The sequence below is a fragment of the Mucilaginibacter ginsenosidivorans genome, assembly GCF_007971025.1.
GTDB lineage: Bacteria > Bacteroidota > Bacteroidia > Sphingobacteriales > Sphingobacteriaceae > Mucilaginibacter > Mucilaginibacter ginsenosidivorans.
In genome coordinates this window covers 2,060,464-2,086,507 of record NZ_CP042436.1, presented here as the reverse complement: position 1 = coordinate 2,086,507, position 26,044 = coordinate 2,060,464, and the positions used below count along the sequence as shown (strand labels likewise).

The 26,044-nt window shown below is 45.9% G+C and carries 18 protein-coding genes and 1 rRNA gene; 14 read left to right on the top strand and 5 right to left on the bottom strand.

Translation table 11 applies throughout. The features are described 5' to 3' along the window. Positions 1 to 360: 360 nt before the first annotated feature. A 16S ribosomal RNA gene (locus FRZ54_RS09540) occupies positions 361 to 1,882 on the bottom strand. Positions 1,883 to 2,587: 705 nt separating this feature from the next. Here FRZ54_RS09540 and FRZ54_RS09535 point away from each other — a divergent pair. Then, positions 2,588 to 3,433, top strand: a complete 846-nt coding sequence (locus FRZ54_RS09535) for an NAD-dependent epimerase/dehydratase family protein (RefSeq protein ID WP_147031391.1) — start codon at positions 2,588 to 2,590, stop codon at positions 3,431 to 3,433. Between the two features lie 5 nt (positions 3,434 to 3,438). Here the strand turns inward: FRZ54_RS09535 and FRZ54_RS09530 are convergent, their stop codons facing one another. Continuing rightward, positions 3,439 to 4,068: a hypothetical protein gene (locus FRZ54_RS09530; protein ID WP_147031390.1), complete on the bottom strand. Its 630-nt coding sequence runs from the start codon at positions 4,066 to 4,068 to the stop codon at positions 3,439 to 3,441. After that, on the bottom strand, positions 4,058 to 4,564 hold the full coding sequence (locus FRZ54_RS09525; protein WP_147031389.1) for an RNA polymerase sigma factor: 507 nt from the start codon (positions 4,562 to 4,564) through the stop codon (positions 4,058 to 4,060). Before FRZ54_RS09525 ends, FRZ54_RS09530 begins: the two co-directional genes overlap by 11 nt. A 190-nt stretch (positions 4,565 to 4,754) precedes the next feature. Here FRZ54_RS09525 and FRZ54_RS09520 point away from each other — a divergent pair, with 190 nt between their 5' ends. From FRZ54_RS09520 to FRZ54_RS09480, 9 genes are all read left to right on the top strand, one after another. Further along, the gene (locus tag FRZ54_RS09520; RefSeq protein WP_147031388.1) at positions 4,755 to 5,681 is read left to right on the top strand and encodes an outer membrane protein assembly factor BamD; all 927 of its coding nucleotides are present in this window, start codon (positions 4,755 to 4,757) and stop codon (positions 5,679 to 5,681) included. 8 nt (positions 5,682 to 5,689) lie between these two features. Further along, on the top strand, positions 5,690 to 6,016 hold the full coding sequence (locus tag FRZ54_RS09515) for a DNA-directed RNA polymerase subunit omega (RefSeq protein WP_147031387.1): 327 nt from the start codon (positions 5,690 to 5,692) through the stop codon (positions 6,014 to 6,016). Positions 6,017 to 6,124: 108 nt separating this feature from the next. Further along, positions 6,125 to 7,333, top strand: a complete 1,209-nt coding sequence (gene coaBC / locus FRZ54_RS09510) for a bifunctional phosphopantothenoylcysteine decarboxylase/phosphopantothenate--cysteine ligase CoaBC (protein WP_147031386.1) — start codon at positions 6,125 to 6,127, stop codon at positions 7,331 to 7,333. Continuing rightward, a complete protein-coding gene (gene porD / locus FRZ54_RS09505) occupies positions 7,320 to 8,222 on the top strand; it encodes a type IX secretion system protein PorD (RefSeq protein ID WP_147031385.1) in 903 nt (300 codons plus the stop codon). Before coaBC ends, porD begins: the two co-directional genes overlap by 14 nt. Positions 8,223 to 8,406: 184 nt before the next feature. Further along, a complete protein-coding gene (locus tag FRZ54_RS09500; protein ID WP_147031384.1) occupies positions 8,407 to 11,967 on the top strand; it encodes an ABC transporter permease in 3,561 nt (1,186 codons plus the stop codon). Between the two features lie 257 nt (positions 11,968 to 12,224). Then, positions 12,225 to 12,596 (top strand): BlaI/MecI/CopY family transcriptional regulator, encoded by a 372-nt coding sequence (locus tag FRZ54_RS09495; protein ID WP_228462672.1) that lies wholly within the window; start codon positions 12,225 to 12,227, stop codon positions 12,594 to 12,596. A 59-nt stretch (positions 12,597 to 12,655) separates the two neighbouring features. Beyond that, a complete protein-coding gene (locus FRZ54_RS09490) occupies positions 12,656 to 14,863 on the top strand; it encodes a M56 family metallopeptidase (RefSeq protein ID WP_147031382.1) in 2,208 nt (735 codons plus the stop codon). Positions 14,864 to 14,989: 126 nt separating this feature from the next. Then, positions 14,990 to 16,663, top strand: a complete 1,674-nt coding sequence (recN, locus tag FRZ54_RS09485) for a DNA repair protein RecN (protein ID WP_147031381.1) — start codon at positions 14,990 to 14,992, stop codon at positions 16,661 to 16,663. A 97-nt stretch (positions 16,664 to 16,760) separates the two neighbouring features. Further along, a complete protein-coding gene (locus FRZ54_RS09480) occupies positions 16,761 to 17,573 on the top strand; it encodes an enoyl-ACP reductase FabI (RefSeq protein ID WP_147031380.1) in 813 nt (270 codons plus the stop codon). A 100-nt stretch (positions 17,574 to 17,673) separates the two neighbouring features. Here the strand turns inward: FRZ54_RS09480 and FRZ54_RS09475 are convergent, their stop codons facing one another. Next, a complete protein-coding gene (locus tag FRZ54_RS09475) occupies positions 17,674 to 18,087 on the bottom strand; it encodes a hypothetical protein (protein ID WP_147031379.1) in 414 nt (137 codons plus the stop codon). A gap of 151 nt (positions 18,088 to 18,238) precedes the next feature. Here FRZ54_RS09475 and FRZ54_RS09470 point away from each other — a divergent pair, with 151 nt between their 5' ends. From FRZ54_RS09470 to FRZ54_RS09460, 3 genes are read left to right on the top strand one after another with little or no spacing between them, the layout of a single operon-like run. After that, on the top strand, positions 18,239 to 19,423 hold the full coding sequence (locus FRZ54_RS09470) for a carboxypeptidase-like regulatory domain-containing protein (RefSeq protein ID WP_147031378.1): 1,185 nt from the start codon (positions 18,239 to 18,241) through the stop codon (positions 19,421 to 19,423). 50 nt (positions 19,424 to 19,473) lie between these two features. After that, the gene (locus tag FRZ54_RS09465; RefSeq protein WP_147031377.1) at positions 19,474 to 20,568 is read left to right on the top strand and encodes a carboxypeptidase-like regulatory domain-containing protein; all 1,095 of its coding nucleotides are present in this window, start codon (positions 19,474 to 19,476) and stop codon (positions 20,566 to 20,568) included. A gap of 54 nt (positions 20,569 to 20,622) precedes the next feature. Continuing rightward, complete coding sequence (locus FRZ54_RS09460; RefSeq protein ID WP_147031376.1) at positions 20,623 to 21,024, top strand: hypothetical protein; 402 nt, start codon at positions 20,623 to 20,625, stop codon at positions 21,022 to 21,024. 71 nt (positions 21,025 to 21,095) lie between these two features. Here the strand turns inward: FRZ54_RS09460 and FRZ54_RS09455 are convergent, their stop codons facing one another. Further along, entirely contained in the window at positions 21,096 to 23,633 is a 2,538-nt protein-coding gene (locus tag FRZ54_RS09455; RefSeq protein ID WP_147031375.1) for an ATP-dependent Clp protease ATP-binding subunit, read from the bottom strand. Positions 23,634 to 24,328: 695 nt separating this feature from the next. Here FRZ54_RS09455 and ettA point away from each other — a divergent pair. Then, a complete protein-coding gene (ettA, locus tag FRZ54_RS09450) occupies positions 24,329 to 26,011 on the top strand; it encodes an energy-dependent translational throttle protein EttA (protein WP_147031374.1) in 1,683 nt (560 codons plus the stop codon). Positions 26,012 to 26,044: the final 33 nt, after the last annotated feature.

Sequence of the window (26,044 nt, the reverse complement as noted above, 5' to 3'; positions counted from 1 at the left end):
CAGTTGCAGTTGCAGGACTTTTCTGCCTACTGCTGCTGCTACTGCTACTGCCACTCTAAGTGTCCCTCCCCCTCAGGTCAGGCCCCACCCTGATGGCTTCATCTTCCTGGGTTTCCTTTTTTTAGATCTGAGTCTTGAGATTTGAGTCCTGAGTCTGATTTGCATCCTGTCTCATGTCTCATATCTAATTTCTCACATCTATTTAATAATATATGAAATAATCAAGCGCAGCAGTTTTACTATCGCTTTATAAGGTGAGTGAATGGTCAATGGTCAATAGTGAATGGTGAATGCCTTGCGACATACTACCTTTCGCCTTTTACCTTTCTGCCTTTCAACTCTTCGGAAATACTGCTCCAGAAAGGAGGTATTCCAGCCACACCTTCCGGTACGGCTACCTTGTTACGACTTAGCCCCAGTTACCGGTTTTACCCTAGACGGCTCCTTGCGGTTACCGGCTTCAGGCACCCCCAGCTTCCATGGCTTGACGGGCGGTGTGTACAAGGCCCGGGAACGTATTCACCGCAGCATTGCTGATCTGCGATTACTAGCGAATCCAACTTCACGGGGTCGAGTTGCAGACCCCGATCCGAACTGTGACCGGCTTTTTGAGATTGGCTTCCTGTTGCCAGGTCGCTGCCCTCTGTACCGGCCATTGTAGCACGTGTGTAGCCCCGGACGTAAGGGCCATGATGACTTGACGTCGTCCCCTCCTTCCTCTCTACTTGCGTAGGCAGTCTGTTTAGAGTCCCCACCTTTACATGCTGGCAACTAAACATAGGGGTTGCGCTCGTTGCGGGACTTAACCCAACACCTCACGGCACGAGCTGACGACAGCCATGCAGCACCTAGTTTCGTGTCCCGAAGGACTGAGGCGTCTCTGCCTCATTCACTAACTTTCAAGCCCGGGTAAGGTTCCTCGCGTATCATCGAATTAAACCACATGCTCCTCCGCTTGTGCGGGCCCCCGTCAATTCCTTTGAGTTTCACCCTTGCGGGCGTACTCCCCAGGTGGAACACTTAACGCTTTCGCTTTGACGCTGACCGTATATCGCCAACATCGAGTGTTCATCGTTTAGGGCGTGGACTACCAGGGTATCTAATCCTGTTTGATCCCCACGCTTTCGTGCCTCAGCGTCAATCATACCATAGTAAGCTGCCTTCGCAATTGGTGTTCTGTGACATATCTATGCATTTCACCGCTACTTGTCACATTCCGCCTACCTCTAGTACATTCAAGCTCTTCAGTATCAAGGGCACTGCGATAGTTAAGCTACCGTCTTTCACCCCTGACTTAAAAAGCCGCCTACGCACCCTTTAAACCCAATAAATCCGGATAACGCTTGGATCCTCCGTATTACCGCGGCTGCTGGCACGGAGTTAGCCGATCCTTATTCTTACTGTACATTCAGCCACCTACACGTAGGTGGGTTTATTCCAGTATAAAAGCAGTTTACAACCCGTAGGGCCGTCTTCCTGCACGCGGCATGGCTGGTTCAGGCTTCCGCCCATTGACCAATATTCCTTACTGCTGCCTCCCGTAGGAGTCTGGTCCGTGTCTCAGTACCAGTGTGGGGGGTCATCCTCTCAGATCCCCTAAACATCGTTGCCTTGGTAAGCCGTTACCTTACCAACTAGCTAATGTTCCGCATGCCCATCTCTGTCCTATAAATATTTGATCATTAAACAATGCTGTTCTGTGATTTTATGCGGGCTTAATCTCTCTTTCGAGAGGCTATCCCCCTGACAAAGGTAGGTTACATACGTGTTACGCACCCGTGCGCCACTCTCAAGGAAAGCAAGCTCTCCTATCCCGTCCGACTTGCATGTATTAGGCCTGCCGCTAGCGTTCATCCTGAGCCAGGATCAAACTCTCCATTGTATAATGTTTTGTTTGTATCCAGACTCTATTACTCATTAATAGAAATCTGTTCTTGTTCGGTGATCGGGCTGTGGTCAATAGTGAATTTGCATTCACCATTCACTTTTCACCTTTCACCTTTGTATTCTTTACAGTCTTCCTATCCTTCTTAAATTGACAGTGCTGATCTATTCTCGTCTTTACCACTAACCTCCGTTTCTCAACTAAGGCCTGCAGCCCAATCATTCACCTCAAATCTTACGACTTAAGACTCCCGACTTACGACTCCTCTTCAATCAGCCCCGCTGCGCTGTTGATTATCTCAGTTTCTTAAAGAACTTTACTCCTCGCCTCGCGGTTCGGATTATTTAGTATCGCTTTTAAACGACTACTTTTCTGTTTTGGATACCGGAAATCGCTTCCGGCATTTTGCTCGTGGCCGAGCCCCGTTTGTTTTGGGACTGCAAAGGTATAAACCTTTTCTGCTTCTGCAAAACTTTATTTTTTTATTTTAAAATTTCGCTTTTCAACCTCTTTCAGAACAACCCGCTTCCTCGTTTGCGGGCTGCAAAGGTAAGCAGATTTTTTGCCCCTGCAAACGGTCGGCTAAAAAAACAGGAAGGTGTACCTCTAACACTTTGCAAATCAGCCTGAAAATTTTTAAAATTATCATCACCCTGCCTGCTTTCTAAACCAGCGGCGTATTAATTACCTTTGTCCACCATTATGAAAGTACTTGTTACCGGTTCATCGGGCCAATTGGGGTCGACGGTGGTTAAAAATCTCAAAGCACATCATCATACCGTATATGGTATCGACGTAATACCCTCGGACACAACGGATGAACTTATCGATCTGAAAAACGCCGATGCAGTACTGACCGCAAGCCGGGGGGTTGATGCTATAATACATACTGCCGCCGTACATGGTAAACATTACGCGCTGGGTTATCCGAGGGAAGCCTTTATTGAAACGAATATAGGTGGCACACTGAATTTGCTAAATGCCTGCGTAAAAAACGCCATATCAAAATTCCTGTTCACCAGCACTACCTCTATATATGGCGAAGCAATGGTTAACAATAAGCGGGCAGTTTGGGTTGACGAATCACTTATAATAGAGCCCCGTGATATTTATGATATAACCAAACAGGCCGCCGAGCATTTATGCCGCGACTTCTTTTACAAGGAGGGCCTTCAGGCATCGGTTTACCGGGTTGCAAGATTTTTGCCCGAGGACGATAACCTTAAAATAAACCACCGGATATATCGCGGGCTTGACGAACGCGATGGAGCCGAAGCTTTACGATCAGCCCTTGATATCTGTTTTGAAAAATTTGAGGTATTTAACATCTCAGCGGGTTCGCCGTTTACCCGCGATGAGCTAACGCAGATAAAACACGATCCTACACCGGTGATTTTAAAACATTACCCGGATGCCGCGGACATTTATGCAGCCAGGGGTTGGAAATTTCCCGGGAGCATCGACCGTGTATATGTATCGGATAAAGCCAAACAATACCTTGGTTATCAGCCTGTTTACACGTTCGGATACTTATTGCATAATTTATAGGCCACTCATTCGTCCTCGCCCAGGTCGTTCATCACCCTTTTTAGTTCAGCCACATATTTGCCATACTGCAGGCGCACGTGCCAGCTGATGCAAACGTAAGTTATGATGAAGGATATTAGTATGACAGCAAATATGGCCAATAAAGTGCCCGGCGAGATCAAACTACTGGCAGCGAAAAAATGCTGTATCCTGTCTGATGCTACTTTACTGCTTATCAGGGTAATGGTGGCCAGGATAGCGATGGGTGTTACCGAAAAATTATAGGTTTTGTATATTTCAGTATTAAGTTCCAGTTCATAGGTTATTTTCCGGATATTATTTTTCAGGTTAAAATCGTACCGGGCAATAGACTTATAGAAAACATAGAACCTGAAATAATAAAAGCAGTTGAGCACGAGTATCACAAAGAACAAAATGCTGGTGATATTGAACAGGAAGTTGGTACGCACCCCGCCAAATAAATAAATAAGCAGTATGGCGTAAGACACCAGCAGGGCTATCAGCTCCGATCTCATATTTTTTCTGATCCTTTCAACCACCGAATTAGTTTTTCCCAATGTTTCGGTACTTACAGGCAAATGCATCTCTTTGGGCTCATCCTTGCCCCAGGCATCTTTCAAATCATCAATATTCATAATTCATTTCTTTAATAATTTCCTTCAATTTATTTTTTACCCTGTTCAACCTAACCCTCACATTCAATTGGGTTATTCCCAGGTGTGCGGCTATCTCGTCGTAAGGCTGATCTTCCATATATAAGTATATCAGCGCCTTCTCTACTTTCCCCAGTTTTTGAACCGCCTTATAAAATACGGCCAGTTTCTCCTGGTGTTCTTCTGCATCCGGCAAGTCATCGGCATGATCAAACTGAGCCGGCAGCGGCTGATCGTCGGGCCTTCGCTTTTGCCTTTTAAAAAATACGATGGCCGTATTAAGCGCCACCCTATACATCCACGAACTGAATTTACTATCGCCCCTGAACGTATCGAATGCCCGCCACAGTTGCAGCACCATTTCCTGCAGCAGATCATCGCGGTCGTCCGGGTCATCCTCATATATCTTGCATATTTTATACAGAATACCTTTGTTCTCTCCTATCAGTTGCAGAAATTGGGTTTCTTTGGTATCCACGTTTAAATGTGCGGGTTAGCTTACTTTTAAAGAATAGGTATGCGTTTTTAAAAATTGTTACAAAAAATAAATATCCGCACTAAACCGTTAAAAGATGTTAAATACTTTAGGGGCTGTTGCCGTCCGCTTATATTAGCCCGCTGATAAATAAATAATTGACTCATTTATAATATTACCGTATCTTTGCAAAATGTTTAAAAAACAACGTCCTATTTTATCGGGGCTTTTGATTGTGCTGATTCTGATTGCAGGTAGCTGCAAAAGCAAATTTGAAAAGTTAAAGGCCAGTAATGACAACGCCAAAAAATACCAGGCGGCCATTGCTTACTACAACAAAAAGGACTATAATAAAGCATTGGAACTATTTGAAACCCTGGTTCAGCGTTACCGCGGACAGGCCCAGGCCGAAGACCTTTATTATTACTACGCGTATACCAACTACAGGCTAAAGGATTATACCTCGGCAAGTTACCATTTTAAACAATTTGCTGATACCTACCCATCGAGCGCCCGCGCCGAGGAATGTAATTTCATGAGCGCTTATTGTTATTACCTGGATTCGCCGGTCTATTCGCTCGACCAGGAGAACACCCATAAGGCTATTGACAAGTTACAATTGTTCATTAACCTGTATCCAAAAAGCGAACGTGTTGCAGAAGCATCGAAACTGATACAGAACCTGCGCGATAAGCTGGAACGTAAAGCTTATGAAAATGCCAAGTTGTATTTGACTATCGGCGATTACCAGGCAGCTGTTATCGATTTTGGCAATGTGCTGCGCGATTATCCGGATACCAAATATGCCGAGGAAATGGAATACCTGACCATCAAGGCCCAATACGAATACGCACACCACAGCAGCGAATTAAAGAAGGAAGACCGTTTTAATACAGCCATAAACTTTGAAAAACAGTTCGCGGATAAGTATCCAACAAGTAAATACCTTAAAGATGCGGTTTCGCTTAAACAGGATAGCGAGGATGGAATAGCCAGCGTAAAACGTGCTTTAGCCGAATATGCTAATGAAGACAAATACCGTCACCGTTTTGATAAGAAGGATACGACAGCCCAACAGCCGTCATCAGAAAAACCAAATCAGAAAACACCAGCTCAATAAAAATTGATATGAACAATACTGCAAATAAACCAGCTGTAGCCAGCAGCACCATCACCCGCGATTTGCGCGAACTGGATGTAAAGACAGACAACATTTACGAGTCGATCGTAATTATGGCTAAAAGGGCCAACCAGATATCGAACAATGTAAAGGAAGAATTGCACCAGAAGCTTTCGGAATTTGCATCATCCAACGATAACCTGGAAGAAGTATTTGAGAACCGCGAGCAGATAGAGATATCCAAGCACTACGAAAAAATGCCGAAACCATCGCTGGTTGCCGTGCAGGAGTTTTTGGAGGATAAGATCTACTACCGCAATCCGAACAAGGAATAAGCCCCAGTCCCCTAACGGGAAGAAACGAATTATAGAAACTCCCTTACGGGAGTTTTTTGCTATTTTTAACTTGTAAATTATTAGTCCCCCTTTAGGGGTTAGGGGTATATGTTAGAAGGCAAAAAGATCATTCTTGGTATATGCGGCAGCATTGCGGCTTATAAATCGGCTTCGCTTATTCGTTTGCTGGTCAAAGCCGGGGCCGACGTACAGGTGGTAATGACGCCCGACGCCACAAACTTTATCACACCGCTTACCCTTTCCACCCTTTCCAAACGGCCCGTTTTTGTTGAGTATTTCATACCCGAAACCGGGGAGTGGAATAACCATGTTGAACTGGGCCTTTGGGCCGATCTATTTATAATCGCGCCCACAAGCGCCAACACCTTAGCCAAAATGGCAAACGGGTTGAGCGACAACCTGCTTACTGCCGTTTATCTTTCGGCAAAATGCCCGGTTTACTTTGCCCCTGCTATGGACCTGGATATGTGGAAGCACGAATCGACCCAAAGTAATATTCAAAAGCTGCAATCTTACGGGAATATACTGATCCCGCCCGGCAAAGGCGAACTGGCCAGCGGGCTTTACGGCGAGGGCCGCATGGCGGAGCCTGAAGAGATCGTCGCGTTTATCGAAGCCGCGATCAAAAAAAAACTTCCCCTCGTTAACCAAACAATACTGGTAACCGCCGGCCCTACCTATGAAGCCATCGACCCGGTGCGTTTTATCGGTAATCATTCGTCGGGCAAAATGGGCTTTGCCATAGCTGATCAACTTGCTGCTATGGGGGCCGATGTTATACTCGTTGCCGGACCGACTTCACAATCAACTAAGCATAAAAGCATCAAACGGGTTGATGTGACATCGGCCGCTGAAATGCTCGACGCCTGTCTCCTATATTATAAGGATGCAAATGCCTGCGTAATGTGCGCCGCAGTTGCCGATTACACGCCCGCCTCGGTATCGCCGCAAAAGATAAAAAAGAAAGAAGGCAGCCTGAACATCGAACTGAAAAAAACCACCGATATATTAAAGACCCTGGGCGAAAAAAAGCAAACGGGACAGGTGCTTGCCGGCTTTGCCCTGGAGACAGAGAATGAAGAATACAATGCCGCTGAAAAGCTTAAAAGTAAAAACCTCGACTTTATTGTGTTAAATTCGCTGAACGATAAAGGCGCCGGGTTTAAAACCGACACCAACAAGATCACCATAATAGATAGTAACTTGCAGAAGACCACTTTCGGCCTGAAAAGCAAAGATGAAGTTGCCGCGGATATCTGTAACAAAGTTGCCCAACTGATCAATGAAAAAAATTAGCATCTGTATCATACTGCTTGTTTGCCTTGGCGTAACCGCCAGGGCACAGGACCTGAACGCGCAGGTTAAAGTGATAAGCGGTAAAATACAGACCAGCAACCGGCATATATTTCAATCGCTGGAAACATCGATGAAGGATTTCCTGAATGGCCGCAAGTGGTGCCAGGACGCTATACTGCCTGCCGAAAGGTTCGACTGCACCTTTGTGCTTAACGTTACCAACTGGGACGGCAACAGCAACTTCAGCGGCGAGTTGCAGGTACAATCGTCGCGGCCCGTATATAATAGCAGCTATACCACACCTTTGCTCAATATCAATGATAAGGATGTTGATTTTATTTACAGCGAGGGACAGACCATTGATTATACCGACCAGAGCTTTACCAGCAACCTGGCCTCGGTAATGGCTTTTTATGCCTACGTTATTATCGGCATGGATTACGACAGCTTTTCGAAGCTCGCCGGCACGCCCTACTACCAGGCGGCGCAAACCGTTGTCACTAATGCACAGTCCACCGGTTCTTATAAAGGATGGAAGGCCTTCGACGGCAACATCAACCGTTACTGGCTGTCCGAGAACCTGAACAACAAGGCTTATATACCACTGCGCGATTTTATCTATGATTATCACCGCAACGGCCTCGACCAAATGGCCGATAACGCCAATAAAGGCAGAAAAGCCATTTCTGACATACTGCCAGATCTCGCCAAAGTCGACCGTACCCGCCTTGGCGCCATGCTGCCGCTGATCTTCTTCACCGCCAAAAGCGACGAACTGGTGTCCATCTTCAATAAAGCCGACAACCGGGAACGAACCGATGCGGTCAATATCCTCTCACAAGCCGACCCTGCCAATGGCAGTAAGTACCAGGCGATCGGGAAGAATTGAGTTCGGTTGAACAGGTTATAACAATTTCAGCAATCAGTCACATCAGCGCAGTCCATCTTATAAACAATTCAAAACCGAACAGTCAAATGTTCGCTTTTGTTACACGCTGCACGGCATGGCCCCCTTTATTTACTTACTGTCAGTATATTAGCAATTTGGAACAAGGATTGAGCATGTAATTTAATTGAACGCAAATTCTATCCATATCACCTCTTATGACCTGGCTTTTCTGGGGTTGATATTTACCGGGCTGAACTTTGCATTGTTGTTAGGATTCACTAAAGGGATCAACCGCTCCGCAAACAGGTTTCTTGCCTTAGCCCTGGCGGTGATGGTTTTGCAGATGGCGCAAATTTTTGCTATTTATATCCGGTTACCGCTGCAATTTTCCCTCGCATTTGGTCCGCTGATATTTTTTTATGTTCGAAAACTGACGCGGCCGGCCCATAAATTTCGCCGTACTGACTTACTGCATTTTATCCCGGCACTATTGCAGCAAGTCACCCTGCTTAATCCCGCAATGCCGGCCCTTACATTTATTTCGGTCATCACCTACCTGTATTACTCTGATAAACTGGTAGAAAGTTTTTACAGGCGGCTGAAATTTAACGGGGGCGACCGGTACCGGTACGAGTTTCAGTGGTTACATCGCTTCCTTGAAGGTTTTGGCCTTTTATGGCTTTTGTGGATACCTTATACCGCCGTAGATTATTTTTACTATCACAACCAACTCGGCATCCGTGCTTATGAGCCATTGTACCTGCTTTTAGCAGCAACGCTGATCGGGATGGCTGCCAGGGCGCATTTAAGGCCGGAGATCGACGTATCACCAGATGCTGCATCGTTTTTTAAATTGCCTCCGCCTGCGGCACTAAAGCAAAAAGGAACCTGGCTGAAGAACGCAGTGAAAACCAACCTGTATTACCAGGACCCGGACCTCAGTTTAAGCTCACTTGCCGAAAAGCTCGGCCTGGCTCCACACGAATTATCCCGGATCATCAATACAACGTTTAAAAAAAGCTTCACTGATTTTATTAATGAATATCGCGTTGCGGATGTCATTCAGAAAATGCGGGACCCGGCTTACAACCATATCACCCTGTTGGGTATTGCCTATGATTCTGGTTTTAATTCGAGAACGACTTTTCACCGCATCTTCAAACAAATGACCGGGAAAAGCCCGGCGGAATATAAGATCGAACAAAAAAAAGAAATCCCATCTTATAACTTGGAACACCATCCAGGATTTGCATCGTTAATTTCGTCCCATCAAACCAGTCTGACCTGGACGGGTATGAAATTAAACCGCAATTATATGTTCCGGAATTATTTAAAAACGGCCTGGCGCCATATTATGCGCCATAAAATTTACTCAACTATTAATGTTATGGGGCTTGCGCTGGGTATCTGTGGATGCCTGGTTATCTACCTGGTTGCAAGTTTCGAGTTCAGCTTTGATACCTTTCATCCCGATAAAGAGCGCATTTATTGTATTGATGTAAGCATGACAGGCAATCCGGACCCGGACCATGCTCATTGGAACGCCGTTCCGGCGCCTATGCCCGATGCCATGCGGAATGAAATGTCGGGGTTGGAGAAAGTTGCGGCTTTTCAGCACTATAGCCCAAAAGTGAAAATAAAACAGGGCGAAAAGGTCATTAAAGCATTTGACAGAACAAATGGGATAATTGCTGAAGCGGACTATTTCGATATATTACCCTACACCTGGCTAAGCGGCAGTAAAAAAACGTCGCTGAACAAACCAATGAGCGTAGTGCTCACCCAGAGCCGCGCCAAAACTTACTTTGGCGACCTGCAGCCTGATGAAATGATAGGCAAAATCATCACTTATGATGATTCGCTTACAGTAACGGTGACAGGCATCCTGAAAGACTGGAACAAAAACTCAGATTTCGATTTTTCGGACTTCATCTCATTTAGCACTATCAATAATAGCTTCTTAAAAAACCAGGTCCAATTAGACAACTGGTTCAACCTGGATCACAGCAGCCAGGAACTGGTCAAATTGCCCGTCGGCGTAAGCCCTGCCCAAATAAATGCACAATTCCCTTTATTCATAAAAAAGCATCTTGATCCTCAGCCCAATACCAAATTACATGCACAACTACAGCCATTTACCGGCATTCATTTTCACCGGGAATATGGTGGCGAAGGAAATAAGATGGACTTGAACATATTGTACATCTTATCGGCAGTTGCATTATTTATACTACTTATAGCCGCGGTCAACTTTATCAATTTATCTACCGCGCAATCGATACAAAGAACCAGGGAAATAGGCATACGCAAAGTACTTGGAAGCGGAAAACGGGCTATCCTTTTCCAGTTTCTGACAGAGACATTTACGCTGGCTTTGCTGGCAGTGGCTATAGCGGTTATTGCTGTGCAGCCTTTGTTGAATTTATTTGCAGCTTATATCCCGCCGGGCGTAAAATTCCGCTTTACGGAGTACAGCACGTGGATATTTCTCGTGGGCATCGCAATTTTTACCACATTGCTTGCCGGGCTCTATCCCGCAAGGCTGCTGGCCGCATTCCGGCCGGTTTCGAGCCTTAAAGGTGAGGTCAGCGAAAAAACCGGCAACAAAGGCTATTTGCGTAAAAGCCTTATCGTTTTCCAGTTTACCATATCGCTTATTTTCATTATTGGCACCATAGTAATGGGCAAGCAGATCAATTACATGCAAACGCAGGAACTTGGCTTTAAAACAACTAACATCATTACCCTAAGGAGTTTGTGGAACGATCATAGCGGGAAAATGAAAGTGCTTGCTGAAAAGATAAGGCAATTGCCTGGTGTAGACCAGGTGATAACGGAAGCTTTCCCGCCGATGGGCTTCGCGCACATGGGCAATGGCATACAATTACAGGGTAGCAATGAAAAACCTTTCGAGGCCTCAATACACTCCGGCAACGAGAACTTTGTGCCATTTTACCATATGAAAATAATTGCCGGCCGCAATTTACTTCACACCGATAGTGCGCGGGAGTATTTGTTGAATGAAACCGCAGTGAAAGCGCTGGGGTTTCATGATCCTGAGCAGGCTATCGGCAAGCTTTTGTCTGGTTTACAAAACAAACCTTACCCGATAGTTGGGGTAGTCGCCGATTTTTATGAGAACTCGTTCCGCCAGCAAATCATGCCTGTGGTTATTGAAAATGACCCCAATGTTCAAATGGGCATAGCTTTAAAGTTAGCGCCGGCTGAGTACCAAAAAGGTGATATCCCCCGGTTAATAAAAGGGATAGCGAAGGAATGGAAAAAAATTTATCCTGAAGAGCCTTTTGATTATGCCTTCCTGGGAGATTCCATTTCCCGTTTGTACGAAAGTGAACAACAAACCCAATGGCTCATGAGAACGGCTACGCTTATCACCATATTTATTTCGTGCATGGGCCTGTTCGGCTTGGCCATGTTTACTACCGAAAGAAGAACCAAAGAGATCAGCATCAGGAAAGTGCTGGGCGCAGGTATAAGCGATATATTGGCTTTGCTTAATAAGGAAGTAGTTGTACTGATCGCTGTTTCATTGCTGATATCATCACCCATCGCCTGGTTCTTTATGCACAAGTGGCTTCAGAATTTTGCCTATCACACTGATCTCAGCCTATGGGTATTTATACTGGCCGGCGCAGGTGCCTTGCTGATAGCCCTGGTAACTATTAGCTTTCGTACAATAAGGTCGGCTATGGCAAACCCTGTAAAAGGTTTAAGAACTGAGTGATACTTTACTAACGGTAACCCGGCTGATTGAACCGGGTTACATTGAATATGTTAACAATCCGGCTAATTACCCCGCTTGAACAACTGTTGAAGTTAGTTACCACTAAACTTTTTTTCATATAGCTGTAACACTTCCATTTTCCCTGCGTCTTTTATCTACGAAAACAATCGTAACAAGAATATTTCAAAAAATATTTGCAATTACGAAATTTGTCGTAGATATTTGTACGAAGTTATTCGTATATAGAGAAAATGAATATGGAGATCAAACCAACAGAAAGCGAATTAGAGATTTTGCAGGTGCTATGGAAAATGGGCGATGCAACCGTTCGCGATGTACACGAAGAATTGGCCAAAACCAAAGGCGCCGGCTATACAACTACCCTGAAGCTGATGCAGATAATGGACGAGAAAGGCTTGGTAGAACGCGACACCACTTCAAAGACCCACGTTTACAAGGCACGTTACACCCAGGAAAAGGCACAGACCAGCGCTTTGGACAGGATACTATCCACCGTGTTTGAAGGGTCGACATCCGACCTGGTGATACAGGCCCTGGGCCATCACCGTGCATCGCAGGACGAGATAGATGCTATCAAAAAATATTTGGATCAATTTGGCGGAAAGTAAATAGTTAACCTGTGACCGCTTACCCGGTCACAAATCACTGATCACAAAACACTAAGCATATGGAAACCATCCTCTATAACATCAGCCAGGTAATAGGCGTTGCCATTATCCACTCCTTATGGCAGGGGCTCGTAGTTTATTTGCTCCTGCGCCTTGTGATGCTTTCGTTCTCTGCCATGTCGGCTAAGGCGAAGCACAATATAGCCATGCTGTCGATGCTGGGGCTCACTACCTGGTTCATTTACACACTTGTTGGCGAGGTTAGGGTTTATCAATGGGTCGAATTAAAAACCAATGCCGCCAGCTATAACGGCTTCCTTCCGGCTATCCTGAATATGCCGCTGCACCTGCCGCATACCACCACCTACAGCAACCGCTATTATTATACTATTGAGGGCCTGCTGCCATATATTACCCTCATCTATGTAGCTGGGCTGATATTTAAGGCTTCAAAACTTGCATTAACCCGCAAAAAACTTGGCGATATCAAACAAACTGTCAGCATCGATATCGCACTGATGCGGCGCGTTGCCGAGTTTGCCGAACGCCTCGATATCGAAAGGCGTGTGCATTTCGGCTTAAGCAACCTGGTTGATGTACCCTGCATGTTTGGGTATGTTAAACCCTTTATCCTGCTGCCAATGTCCATCACCACCAGCCTGTCGACCGAAGAGATCGAGGCTATCCTGATGCACGAACTGGCACACATCAAACGCAACGATTACCTGGCGAACCTGGGCCAGCAGGCCATGTCGGTATTGTTGTTTTTCAATCCATTTGCACAATTGATCGATCGCATAATCAACCGGGAACGGGAAAATGCCTGCGACGATATTGTAATAGAGTCGACTCAAAAACCGATAGTGTATGCGCATGCACTATTAAAGTTAGAACAGTCCCGCAGCCAGCAATGGCAGGTAGCGCTTGCCGCCACCGGGAAAAAGAAGTACCAGTTATTAAATCGAATCGAACGAATCATGAAAACGAAAAAACCTATTGGCAATACACGCCATATATTGATCGCATTCGTAGTGCTCACCGCGAGCATTACCGGCCTGGCATGGCTCAACCCGACCATCGCCCACGGCAAAATATCCTTTAACAAAATAAAACCGGCCGCAATAGCCGAATTGTTCTCGGATACCACGCACAAAAAATCGGCTACAAAAACCGCTCATAAATCAGCGGCCGTTAAACACACCACCAAAGCCAAACACAGCACCTATTACAGCGATGACTACGATATGCATAGCGACCCCAAACTGGAAGCGTTATCTGCCGACCTGAGTAAGTGGGGCGAACAGATGAGCAAGTATTACGAAAGCCCGGAATGGAAGAAATACCAGGAACAGCTTGAAGTTGACGGGAAAAAGATGCAGGAATACTATGATAGCCCGGAATGGAAAAAAGTGCAGCAGGATATGGAGGAACAGGGGAAAAAGATACAGGCTTATTACGATAGCCCGGAGTGGAAGGCGATGATAGAAAAGCAGGAAAAAATGGGTGAGGCCTTCGGAAAAAACTGGGGAGAAACTGCCGAGACCAAGGATTGGGGCGAAAAGATGGGCCAGGCGGGCAAAAAAATTGAAAAGTACTACAACAGCGACGAGTTTAAAGCATTGAACGAAAAGCTGGAAACCAAGTATGGCATACCACATAACCGCCGTTACCGGAGCGATGACGACCGCAAGGATGAGAACTACCGTAAGTACCAGGACGAGTTGAACCAGCATATCCCCGCTGATGTGCGCCAGGCTACCGAGGAAATGAAAACGCTTGGCGACAAAATGAGCAAACATTGGAACAACCCTGAAATGCGCAAGCAACAGGAAGAAATGCGGTTGATGGGCGATACTATACGCAAAATGTCGAATAACGAAGCGGTGCGGGAAGCACAAAGGCAAATGCGCCTGATGAGCGAGCAAATGCGTAAATACCAGGACAGTCCTGAGATGAAAAAATTGCAGGAGGAAATGCGCGCCGCCGGTGCTAAAATGCGGGCTTATCAAAACAGCCCCGAAATGAAGAAAATAAAGGAGCAGATGCGCGCTGCCCAGGCCAAAATGCGCGAGTATATGCGTTCGCCGGAATTCAGGAAAAACATGGAGGCCTGGAAAAACATGAACTATAACATGAATTTCCACTGGGATGATTCGGATAAAATGGAAAAACCAGAAAAGCCGGAAAAACCTGAGAAGTTAGAAAAACCGGAAAAACCAGAAAAACCCGAGGCACCTGAGAAACCGGATACGACGGATAATAAGTGATAAGTTGAATGGTTGATTAGGTTGAATAAGTTTTGAATCGTAACAACCACTTAACTCAGTCAACTTAATCAACCAATGTACGGTCAAAAACCATAATTTAGCGTCCGGTAAAAGGACGCTTTTTTTATGCTTCAAAAGCTTGCTATCAGTAATTATGCACTCATCGACAACCTGGAGATCAGCTTTGATAAGGGGCTGAACATCCTTACCGGCGAAACGGGGGCAGGTAAATCTATCATACTCGGGGCCCTTTCGCTTATATTGGGCCAGCGGGCCGAGAGCCGCTACTTTTTTAACCAGCAAAAGAAATGCGTAATAGAAGGCACATTCCGCATCAATGATTTTCATCTGAAAACTTTTTTCGAAGAGAACGACCTGGACCATGAGGCTGAAACCATCCTTCGGCGCGAGATAACGGCCGATGGTAAGTCGAGGTCTTTTGTAAATGACACCCCGGTTAACCTTACCCTGCTGAAGCAGTTGGGCGAAAAGCTGATCGATATCCACTCACAGCATGCCACGCTGGAGATAAATGACCCTGATTTTCAGCTATTGGTGGTCGATTCGGTTGCCGGGCACGGCGAGTTGCTGAATGATTACCGCACAAAATTCAAAGCGTTTAAAAAGAATTCAGCCAAGCTGCAGCAACTGGTAGCCGATAGCGATAAAGCAAAAGCCGATTTGGACTATTACCAGTTCCAGTTTGATGAGCTGGAGAAAGCAAAACTGGATGCCGCCGAACAGGACAAACTGGAACAGGAACTTTATACCCTGAACAACGCCGAGGAAATAAAACGCAGCCTTGTAGCCGCCAGCCACCTGGTGCAGGAAGGTGAAACGTCGGCCCTGCTGCAATTGCGCGAAGCAATGCACCACTTATCGGCGCTTGAAAAGTTCAATCCAGAAATAGCTGAACTGCACGAACGCCTGAAAAGCACGGTAATAGAACTCAAAGATATTGCCGCCGAGGTCGAAACCATCGAACAGCGCACCCATACGGATGAAGCCAGGATCATTGAAATAAATGACAGGCTGAACATCATCTTCACCCTGCAAAAGAAACATCGCGTAAGCACCAATGCCGAACTATTGCAGCGACAGGATGAACTGTCAGCAAAAATAGAACAAGCCGTGCACGGTGACGAGGAAATAGAAAAGTTGCAAAAACAGCTTGCTGCCGAAAAGGCCGCGCTTGAAGAATTAGCCGCTCAGCTATCTGCCAATCGCAGTAAAGCGATACCAAATATTGAAAAGCAGGTGGTGGAGTCGTTGGGCGAAATGGGAATGGCCAATTCGGCGTTGAAGGTTGAACAAAGCCCCCTGCCCCCTAAAGGAGTGGACGCTGGTTTGGGTGCGGACGGGATTGATGCCATTCGTTTCCTTTTCTCAGCCAACAAAGGGCACACCCTTGCCGAAATGAGCAAGGTAGCATCGGGTGGAGAGCTTTCACGACTGATGCTTGCCATCAAGTCGCTGATTGCAAGCCATACCGCCTTGCCAACAATTATTTTTGACGAGATAGACGCAGGTGTATCCGGCGAGGTGGCCAATAAAGTAGGTATCATAATGGAGCGGCTGGCTCAAAACCTGCAGGTGATCACCATTACCCATCTGCCGCAAATAGCCAGTAAAGGACAAAGCCATTATTTTGTTTATAAGGACGACGATGCCGCTACTACCTATACCCGCATCAAACAATTAACCGAACCTGAACGCGTAGTCGAAATAGCCAAAATGCTAAGCGGCGATAAGCCAGGCGAAAGCGCCTTGCAGAATGCGAGGGAATTACTGAGTCTTTAGTCCTCAGTCGAAAGTCATAAGTAATTTGACCATGGACTATGGACTATGGACTATCGACTATAAATTATAACTTTGCCGTTCATAAAAACCAAAACTTATGGCTTATAATCTGTTAAAAGGTAAAAAGGGTATCATTTTCGGTGCGCTTAACGAGCAATCTATCGCCTGGAAAGTGGCGCAACGCTGTCACGCCGAGGGCGCCGAGATCGTGCTGTCAAATTCACCTTTGGCGCTTCGCATGGGCGAGCTGAACAACCTGGCTGCCGAATGCAATGCCCCCGTTATCGGCGCCGACGTAACCAGCAACGAGGACTTGGAGAACCTGTTCGCCAAAACCAAAGAACACTTTGGCGGTGGTGTCGATTTTATCCTGCACTCCATCGGCATGAGCGTTAATGTGCGCAAGGGCATCCCCTACTACGAAAATAATTACGACTTTACCCACAAGGGTTTTGATATATCGGCGCTGAGCCTGCACCGCGTGCTGCAATTGGCCATGAAACATGATGTTATCAACGAATGGGGATCGGTAGTGGCACTATCGTACATTGCCGCACAACGTGTGTTCCCTGATTATAATGACATGGCGGATAACAAAGCCGTATTGGAAAGCATCGCACGTAATTTTGGTTACTACTACGGCACCAAAAAGAAAGTACGTGTAAATACGGTATCACAGTCGCCAACGCGTACTACTGCAGGTTCGGGTGTTAAGGGCTTTGAAGGCTTTATCAGTTATGCCGAAAAAATGAGCCCGCTTGGGAATGCCAATGCCGATCAATGTGCTGATTATTGCATCACCCTATTCTCGGACCTCACCAAAATGGTCACCATGCAGAACCTGTTCCATGATGGCGGTTTCTCATTTACCGGGGTAACCCAGGCGGTGATAGAGCAGATGGAGAAATAGACGGCCCCTCTAAATCTCCCCCTTCTGGGGAGACTATAAAATACGCAAAATAAGAAAGGCGCCTCGGTTACGAAGCGCCTTTCTTATTGCTATTAATCACTTAGTTTGTCCCTATCAAAGTAATCTTTACTTTAATAGCATTTGTTGGTTGAATAGGCGTAGTTCCGTCCGGCGATTGCGCATAAATACTCAAATTACCCGGCTGGCTACCATTCCCTGAATTATACGTATAGCTGAACGATGTCCCTCCATATACTTCTGGAATCTGTTCATATACTTCGTCAGCATAAGATATAGCCACGATAACGCCGTCATAACTGGCGGCATCGCTGGTAATATCCGCTACATTAATTGAAGCGTTGTAGGACTTGCCGTCATCAGAAAGCAGCCAGTCTGACGGTTGAACTGTCGCAAATACTGAAAAATTTGGGTTAGGCGTGATATACTTTTTGGTACATGACGATACCGAGAGAAGCATTACCGCACTGCATACGATAGTTAAGATTCTTTTCATAGTAATGTTGTTTCAATTTACTTGTTATTTATATGAACAAAAAAAAGCAAAAAGGTTTAACGATAAAACTAAATTATTTTGACTTTTAAACTTAACGGGATTTGAATGGTCTTATTACCATAAAAACATTCCTATCTGTATTTTTACTTTTATGCAACTAAACCTGTCATTAGCTTTGCCAATGCGCAAATCTCTTTTCATTTTTTTATTTCTCCTTCCTGCTTTGGTTCATGCCCAATATAAAATAACCGGGCGCGTATTGGATTCGGCAAGCAGGCATCCGGTAGCAGGGGCCACGGTTTTTCTTGCTGATGCGCTTGTCGTCACAGCAACTACAGCCGACGGCAGCTTTACTTTGGAGAACGTACGTAACGGGCAGTACAGTTTAGTGATCTCGGCAGTGGGTTTTGGCAAGTACAAACAATCGGTCAACGTTCACGACAATATCGAGCTTGGCGATATCACCGTAAGTTTAAGGGCGGTCCAGCTAAACGAGGTAAAGATAATCCGTAATAAAAGTTTCAATAAAAAATATTATAAAATGTTTGCCGCGAAGTTTCTTGGTGTAACGCAAAATGCAAAGTCATGCTCTATTCTCAACCCGCACGTATTAAACATCAGGTACGACGATGATAAAGATGTACTGACAGCCGGATCGGATGATTTCCTTGAGATTCAGAACAAGGCCCTGGGCTATAAATTAAAGTATCTTCTGGAAAATTTCATAAGCGATGAGGAAAGCCAGTCCTTATACTATGACGGCGTGGCAGCATTTGAGCAAATGGATGGCAACGCCTCACGACAGAAAAAATGGGATAAAAACAGGGTAAAAGCCTACAAAGGGTCGATGATGCATTTTTTACGGTCGCTGATTGCTAACCAAATGACCGAGGAGGGTTTTACGGTTTACAAACTTTTAAGACAAACTATTTCGGACCCGGGAGCGGACAGTTTAGCCCGCGAACGCATAAAACAATACAAATTGCTGATAGCCCAGGGATTGCCCGAACAGCAAATGCTGACTTATTGGCGGCAGGTGTCGCACCAGTCCACCACGCTGCATAAACTGATCGAAAAACCGCTGAAGATCAGCAACATTCTCAAAAAAACGGATCAAAAGGGAATATTTGCACTCACTTACCCTTTCGCACTTTATATCATCTACAATAAGGACAATGTTTACAGGGAAAGTGTGATCACATTCAAATCCGATTATACTTTATTCGACCTGAACGGAAGTATTCTCGACCCTGAAACTGTTTTTATCGAAGGTTCGTGGAGTAACAACCGTATTGCCGACTCGTTGCCGGTAGATTATCAATTGCCGCAAAACTGATTATATGCCTGGTTTAGCTTTTTTAACTACCCTCTTAGTTATATTTGAGCATGTATAAGTGGATAGCCTTCTGCCTGATCTTTATATCATCTTCCGCGTGGGCACAATATAAGATCACCGGGCGCGTGGTAGATTCGGCTGATAACAAACCGATTCCCGGCGCTACAGTGTTTTTGGCCAATGCATCTGTGGCGACATCTGCATCGGCAGATGGGAATTTCTCGCTCGACAATGTACGCGGCGGGCAGTATGAACTGGTGGTATCTATGGTCGGCTATAATTCCTACCATAAGGTTATCCTGGTGAATAATGATATTACCCTGCCCATGATCTTTATCGCGGAGAAGATTAATACCCTCAACGAGGTAAGCATTCGGCCCGACCCCGATTGGGAGCGCAACTATGAAGCTTTCCGGGGAGAATTCCTGGGCAGATCTGATTTTGCAAAGGATTGTAAGATAGTTAACCCGGAAACGCTGAATATTCATTATGACAAGGTAAATTTTGTATTGACCGCAACTTCCTTTGATTTTGTAATGATAGATAATAACGCGCTTGGATACAGGATAAAATACAAGCTGGATACCTTCACCCGTGATTTTCACCAGGGCATCCGTTATTATGCAGGTACTGCATCTTTCGAAAAAATGAAAGGCAAACCATCGCAGGAACGCAGGTGGCAGAAAAACCGAATGAAAGCTTATGAAGGGTCCAGCATGCAATTTTTGCGAACACTGATAGCCGGTGACGTTGCCGAACGCGGTTTCAAAGTGCTCCGTCTTATCCGCAAACCCAACCCTGACTATAAAGGCTTTGGTAACCGTTATATCGACGGCCTGGTTACCAAACCGCTTACCCCGGCAGATTATGTCAAACGAACGAACCAGAAAGACCTGTTTGCACTGGTATTTAACGATTGTTTATATGTAATGTATAACGGCGGCACCCCTGTACCCGAAGATGGCAAAAACCCAACCGGTATCGGCTGGGCCACTACCAATATCATTTTCAACAAACCGTACGCCGTGTTTGATAATAACGGCGTATTCACCGATCCTTCAAGCATTACTTTTGAAGGCGAGTGGGGCAAAAGCAGTATGGCCGAACTTTTACCGGTTGATTTTGAACCGGGCCTAAAAAAATAAATTCTTGTTACAGTCTCCGGCTTTGTTGCGTATTACCTTTATAAACAACCGGATATGAAGCGCATTTTACTTTTTTCCCTGTCATTGATAATTGTTGCCGGATTTTTTGGCTGCAAAAAAGACGTACCCATTTCGGACTCACTTACAGGCACCTGGGAGTTAAGGCAGGACGGCGGCGGATGGGGAGCCATTGTCAGCCATAAGCCCGGCAATGACACCCTGGTGATTTTTACCAGCACCGCCTATTCATTTTATAATAAAAATAAACTGGTTAGATCGGGCGCTTATACTGTTAGAAGGGACACCTCTTTTATGTATGGGCAGTTAAAGAACAGGATCATTTTTGACGGGCATACCGATGATATGAGGCAATTCTTCGATATCCAAAACAACAAGCTCAGCTTTTGGATCGACGCTTATGATGCGCCTATGGTAATGTACCAGAGATTAAAATAAGAAACCCCTTATTAAAAAACAAACCCCGGATGCTCTGGCATCCGGGGTTTCATATATTTCAGAGAACTGATTTATTCCTGCTCTTCTTCTTTTGGTGTTTTGCTTTCGCCGCTGTGTTTGGCAGCTACTTTAACCTGGTCAGTTTCCTTATCGTAGTCAACTTCCATGGTATCGCCTTCGGCCAGTTCGCCTTTCAGTATTTCCTCCGCGATCGGATCTTCCAGGTATTTCTGGATGGCCCTTTTCAACGGACGTGCACCGAACTGCGAGTCGAAGCCTTTATCAGCGATGAACTCTTTGGCGTTGTCGGTCAAAGTGATCTTGTAGCCAAGCGTATTCACCCTGCCGAACAGGTGTGAAAGTTCGATATCGATGATCTTGAATATTTCTTCCTTGCCAAGCGAATTGAACACGATCACATCGTCGATACGGTTCAGGAATTCGGGAGCGAAAGCACGTTTCAATGCATTTTCGATCACGCCCCTTGAATGTGCGTCGGCCTGGTTGGTTTTGGCTGTAGTGGTGAAACCCACACCCTGCCCAAAGTCCTTCAGCTGGCGCGCGCCGATATTCGAGGTCATGATAATGATCGTATTCCTGAAATCGACCTTGCGGCCCAATGAGTCGGTCAGCTGACCCTCATCCAATACCTGCAACAGGATATTGAACACATCTGGGTGTGCCTTTTCTATCTCATCCAGCAGGATAACAGCGTATGGCTTGCGGCGAACCTTTTCAGTAAGCTGCCCGCCTTCTTCGTATCCAACATAGCCCGGAGGCGCACCTACCAGGCGCGACACAGCGAATTTTTCCATGTACTCGCTCATGTCTATCTGTATCAGGGCATCTTCGGTGTCGAACATAAATCTTGCTAATTCTTTAGCTAACTCAGTTTTACCAACACCCGTAGGGCCCAGGAATATAAATGAGCCGATCGGTTTTTTAGGATCCTTCAAACCGGCACGCGTACGTTGTATCGCACGCGTCAGTTTTTTGATGGCTTCGTCCTGGCCGATGATCTTGCTGGAGATCGTATCCGCCATGTTCAGCAGTTTCGTACTGTCGGCCTGGCCTACCCTTTGCACGGGTATGCCGGTCATCATAGCCACTACTTCGGCGACATTATCTTCAGTTACGGTATAACGTTTTGATTTGGTTTCCGCCTCCCATACCGCTTTGGCCTGCTCCAATTCCTCCAGCAAATGCTTTTCTGTATCGCGCAGTTTAGCTGCTTCTTCGTATTTCTGGCTGCGTACAACCTTGTTCTTTTCAATTTTGATCTGCTCTATCTTCGCTTCCACATCCAAAATATTCTGCGGAACATGGATATTGGTCAAATGCACGCGTGAGCCCGATTCGTCCAGAGCATCAATAGCTTTATCCGGTAAAAACCTGTCGGTAATGTACCTGGCTGTCAAAGCAACGCAGGCATTAATGGCTTCAGGCGTATAAGTTACCCCGTGGTGCTCTTCGTATTTATCCTTAATGCGTGTTAATATCTCGATGGTTTCATCAGGCGTAGCCGGTTCAACCATTACCTTCTGGAAACGGCGGTCCAAAGCGCCATCCTTTTCAATATACTGGCGATACTCATCTAATGTCGTTGCACCAATGCACTGGATCTCTCCGCGTGCCAGGGCTGGTTTGAACATATTCGAAGCATCAAGCGAACCCGAAGCGCCGCCTGCGCCAACAATTGTATGAATTTCGTCGATAAATAAAATTACGTCAGGTGATTTCTCCAGTTCGTTCATCACGGCTTTCATGCGCTCCTCAAACTGGCCGCGATACTTGGTACCTGCAACCAGCGAAGCCAGGTCGAGCGTAACCACGCGTTTGTTGAACAACACGCGCGAAACTTTACGCTGAACAATGCGCAATGCAAGGCCCTCGGCAATAGCCGATTTACCCACACCCGGTTCGCCTATCAAAATTGGGTTATTCTTTTTACGGCGCGACAGGATCTGCGACACCCTTTCTATCTCCTTCTCACGGCCAACTATCGGATCAAGGCGGCCGTCTTCGGCAGCTTTGGTCAGGTCGCGACCGAAATTATCAAGCACAGGTGTCTTCGATTTAATGTCGGACACCTTTTTAGGCTGGTTGAACGAATCTTCCTCTTTAAAGTCATCCTCGCCGCCCGTAGGTGAGCCCGGCATCTCGTCGGTCACATCATTCTTGTGCGTTTCTACCTCGCCCTTGAATATCTCGTAGTTAACATTAAACTGCAATAATATCTGCGAAGCGATGTTGTCTTCGTCGCGCAGGATAGAAAGCAGCAGGTGCTCGGTGCCGATAACGTCGCTTTTAAATATTTTAGCTTCAAGATAGGTGATCTTTAAAACCTTCTCCGCTTGTTTGGTAAGCGGAATGCTGCCGATGTTCACGTTCGTTCCGATCGTGCCCTTTACAGCATCTTCGATTGCGCGGCGCAATTTGGTGGTGTCAACGCTCAAACCTTTCAGCAGTTTGATCGCTATACCGTCGCCGTCGCGGATAAGCCCGAGCAAAAGATGTTCGGTACCGATATAGTCATGGCCGAGACGCAACGCCTCTTCCCTGCTATACTGTATCACATCCTTAACCCGTGGCGAAAATTTAGCTTCCATATAATACCTTTCAAAAATTATGTACGTCTCTGTATATCATTTAGTTTTCCAGGCGGCGTATTTATAGTGGTCTGCAACAATACTGCCAACTTTTTTGCACCTCAAAAAACAGACATTAATATGATGTGCAATCTATAAAAGTTCAACTTTATACAAAGAAAATAATGAACAAAATCCTATAAAAAACCCACAACTTTAAGTAAACGGCTGAGATTTACTTGTTTGACCTTCTCTGAACGCAATAGTTTAAACCCGATTGCGGTACTCAGCCCAATTTAGCTGTTATAACAGGCAATTTCGTCATTAGCGTATGACATTACGGCATTATTAAAAGAACGTAAATAGATTGTACATTCTTTTATACGCAAATCAATTAAAAATGATTGGAAATATCGGAAATAGTTATCAAGATTTCCACAAAACTTTTAGTTGATTTTTTTGCCGCTTACGGGCCCGTTAATAAAGGTTTTAAATTGTGTGTATCTTTTACATTATCTATGACGGAATTGGCGATGAGAATGTTACAGATGGGGGGGTGATTGAGTTGGATTAGGTTGATTAAGTTAACCGGTTTAATTTCCTATAAATTGAACTTAATCAACTGCTCACCAGGGCAACTTAATCAACTATAATAATATATTTGCATCCGCCCCAATCAATAATTCAGTAATTCAACAATTCAATAACTAACACCCATGGCTGACGAAAAAATAATTTTCTCAATGGCCGGAGTGAGTAAGATATACCCTCCGCAGAAACAAGTTTTAAAAAATATATACCTGTCCTTCTTTTACGGGGCCAAGATCGGTGTTATCGGTCTTAACGGCTCGGGTAAATCGTCCCTGCTGAAGATCATTGCAGGGATGGATAAATCTTTCCAGGGCGAGGTGGTTTTTTCGCCGGGCTTTACCGTTGGTATGCTGGAGCAGGAACCGACGCTTGATCCTGATAAAACTGTAAAGGAAGTGGTGGAAGAAGGCGTTGCAGAAATAACCGCCATATTAAAGGAATATGAAGAAATAAATGAAAAGTTTGGCCTGGAGGAAGTTTACAGCGACCCCGATGCCATGGATAAACTGATGGCGCGGCAGGGCGAACTGCAGGATAAAATAGATGCGGTGAACGCCTGGGAACTGGATACGAAGCTTGAACGTGCCATGGACGCATTGCGCTGCCCCGAACCGGATACCAAAATATCGGTTCTTTCCGGCGGTGAACGACGCCGCGTGGCCATGTGCCGCCTGCTTTTGCAGGAACCGGATGTGCTTTTACTGGACGAACCGACCAACCACTTAGATGCCGAGTCCATCGACTGGCTGGAGCAGCACCTGAAACAATATAAAGGAACCGTAATTGCCGTTACGCACGACCGTTACTTCCTGGATAACGTGGCAGGCTGGATTTTGGAGCTTGACCGTGGGGAAGGTATTCCATGGAAAGGCAATTACTCCTCGTGGCTCGATCAGAAAGCAAAACGCCTGGCACAGGAAGAAAAGACCGAGAGCAAGCGCCAGAAAACGCTGGAACGCGAGCTGGAATGGGTGCGCATGGCTCCCAAAGCGCGGCAGGCCAAGGGCAAGGCGCGTTTATCCAATTATGAAAAACTGGCATCGGAAGAAACGAAGGAGCGCGAAGATAAACTGGAGCTTTTCATTCCGCCGGGCCCGCGTTTGGGGAACGTAGTTATCGAAGCCAATGGCGTAACCAAAGCCTACGGCGACAAGGTACTATTCGAAAACCTGAGCTTTTCGCTGCCTCCAGCCGGTATCGTGGGTATCATCGGTCCGAACGGCGCGGGTAAAACCACCCTCTTCCGCCTGATAACCGGGCAGGAAAAACCTGATGCGGGCACTTTCCGCGTAGGCGAAACGGTGGCTTTAGGTTATGTGGACCAGATGCACGACGACCTTGATCCCAATAAATCTGTTTGGGAAAACATAACCGGCGGCCTGGAAAACATTATGGTCGGTCACAAGGCGTTAAATTCAAGGGCCTACGTTTCCAAATTCAACTTTAATGGTGCCGACCAGCAAAAGAAAGTGGGCATACTATCGGGAGGTGAACGCAACCGTGTACACCTGGCCATCACGCTTACCAAAGGCTCCAACGTGCTGCTGCTCGACGAACCGACCAACGATATCGATGTAAATACGCTGCGCTCGCTGGAAGAAGCGCTGGAAAACTTCGGCGGCTGCGCGGTTATCATCAGTCACGACCGCTGGTTCCTCGACCGTGTTTGTACACATATCCTGGCATTTGAAGGCAATTCGCAGGTCTACTTTTTTGAAGGCGACTATACCGCCTACGAGGAGAACCGCAAGAAGCGTTTGGGCGATATTACACCGCACAGGTTGAAGTATAAGAAATTGGTGGGATAAGGATTAATTTGCTGATGCAGAAATGAAATAAGT

What these genes read in the sequence shown, in the direction of transcription:
- FRZ54_RS09535 (WP_147031391.1), top strand. Translation starts at nt 2,588, where the DNA reads ATGAAAGTACTTGTTACCGGTTCATCGGGCCAATTGGGGTCGACGGTG.
- FRZ54_RS09530 (WP_147031390.1), bottom strand. Translation starts at nt 4,068, where the DNA reads ATGAATATTGATGATTTGAAAGATGCCTGGGGCAAGGATGAGCCCAAA.
- FRZ54_RS09520 (WP_147031388.1), top strand. Translation starts at nt 4,755, where the DNA reads ATGTTTAAAAAACAACGTCCTATTTTATCGGGGCTTTTGATTGTGCTG.
- FRZ54_RS09515 (WP_147031387.1), top strand. Translation starts at nt 5,690, where the DNA reads ATGAACAATACTGCAAATAAACCAGCTGTAGCCAGCAGCACCATCACC.
- coaBC (WP_147031386.1), top strand. Translation starts at nt 6,125, where the DNA reads ATGTTAGAAGGCAAAAAGATCATTCTTGGTATATGCGGCAGCATTGCG.
- porD (WP_147031385.1), top strand. Translation starts at nt 7,320, where the DNA reads ATGAAAAAAATTAGCATCTGTATCATACTGCTTGTTTGCCTTGGCGTA.
- FRZ54_RS09495 (WP_228462672.1), top strand. Translation starts at nt 12,225, where the DNA reads ATGGAGATCAAACCAACAGAAAGCGAATTAGAGATTTTGCAGGTGCTA.
- FRZ54_RS09490 (WP_147031382.1), top strand. Translation starts at nt 12,656, where the DNA reads ATGGAAACCATCCTCTATAACATCAGCCAGGTAATAGGCGTTGCCATT.
- recN (WP_147031381.1), top strand. Translation starts at nt 14,990, where the DNA reads ATGCTTCAAAAGCTTGCTATCAGTAATTATGCACTCATCGACAACCTG.
- FRZ54_RS09480 (WP_147031380.1), top strand. Translation starts at nt 16,761, where the DNA reads ATGGCTTATAATCTGTTAAAAGGTAAAAAGGGTATCATTTTCGGTGCG.
- FRZ54_RS09475 (WP_147031379.1), bottom strand. Translation starts at nt 18,087, where the DNA reads ATGAAAAGAATCTTAACTATCGTATGCAGTGCGGTAATGCTTCTCTCG.
- FRZ54_RS09470 (WP_147031378.1), top strand. Translation starts at nt 18,239, where the DNA reads ATGCAACTAAACCTGTCATTAGCTTTGCCAATGCGCAAATCTCTTTTC.
- FRZ54_RS09465 (WP_147031377.1), top strand. Translation starts at nt 19,474, where the DNA reads ATGTATAAGTGGATAGCCTTCTGCCTGATCTTTATATCATCTTCCGCG.
- FRZ54_RS09460 (WP_147031376.1), top strand. Translation starts at nt 20,623, where the DNA reads ATGAAGCGCATTTTACTTTTTTCCCTGTCATTGATAATTGTTGCCGGA.
- FRZ54_RS09455 (WP_147031375.1), bottom strand. Translation starts at nt 23,633, where the DNA reads ATGGAAGCTAAATTTTCGCCACGGGTTAAGGATGTGATACAGTATAGC.
- ettA (WP_147031374.1), top strand. Translation starts at nt 24,329, where the DNA reads ATGGCTGACGAAAAAATAATTTTCTCAATGGCCGGAGTGAGTAAGATA.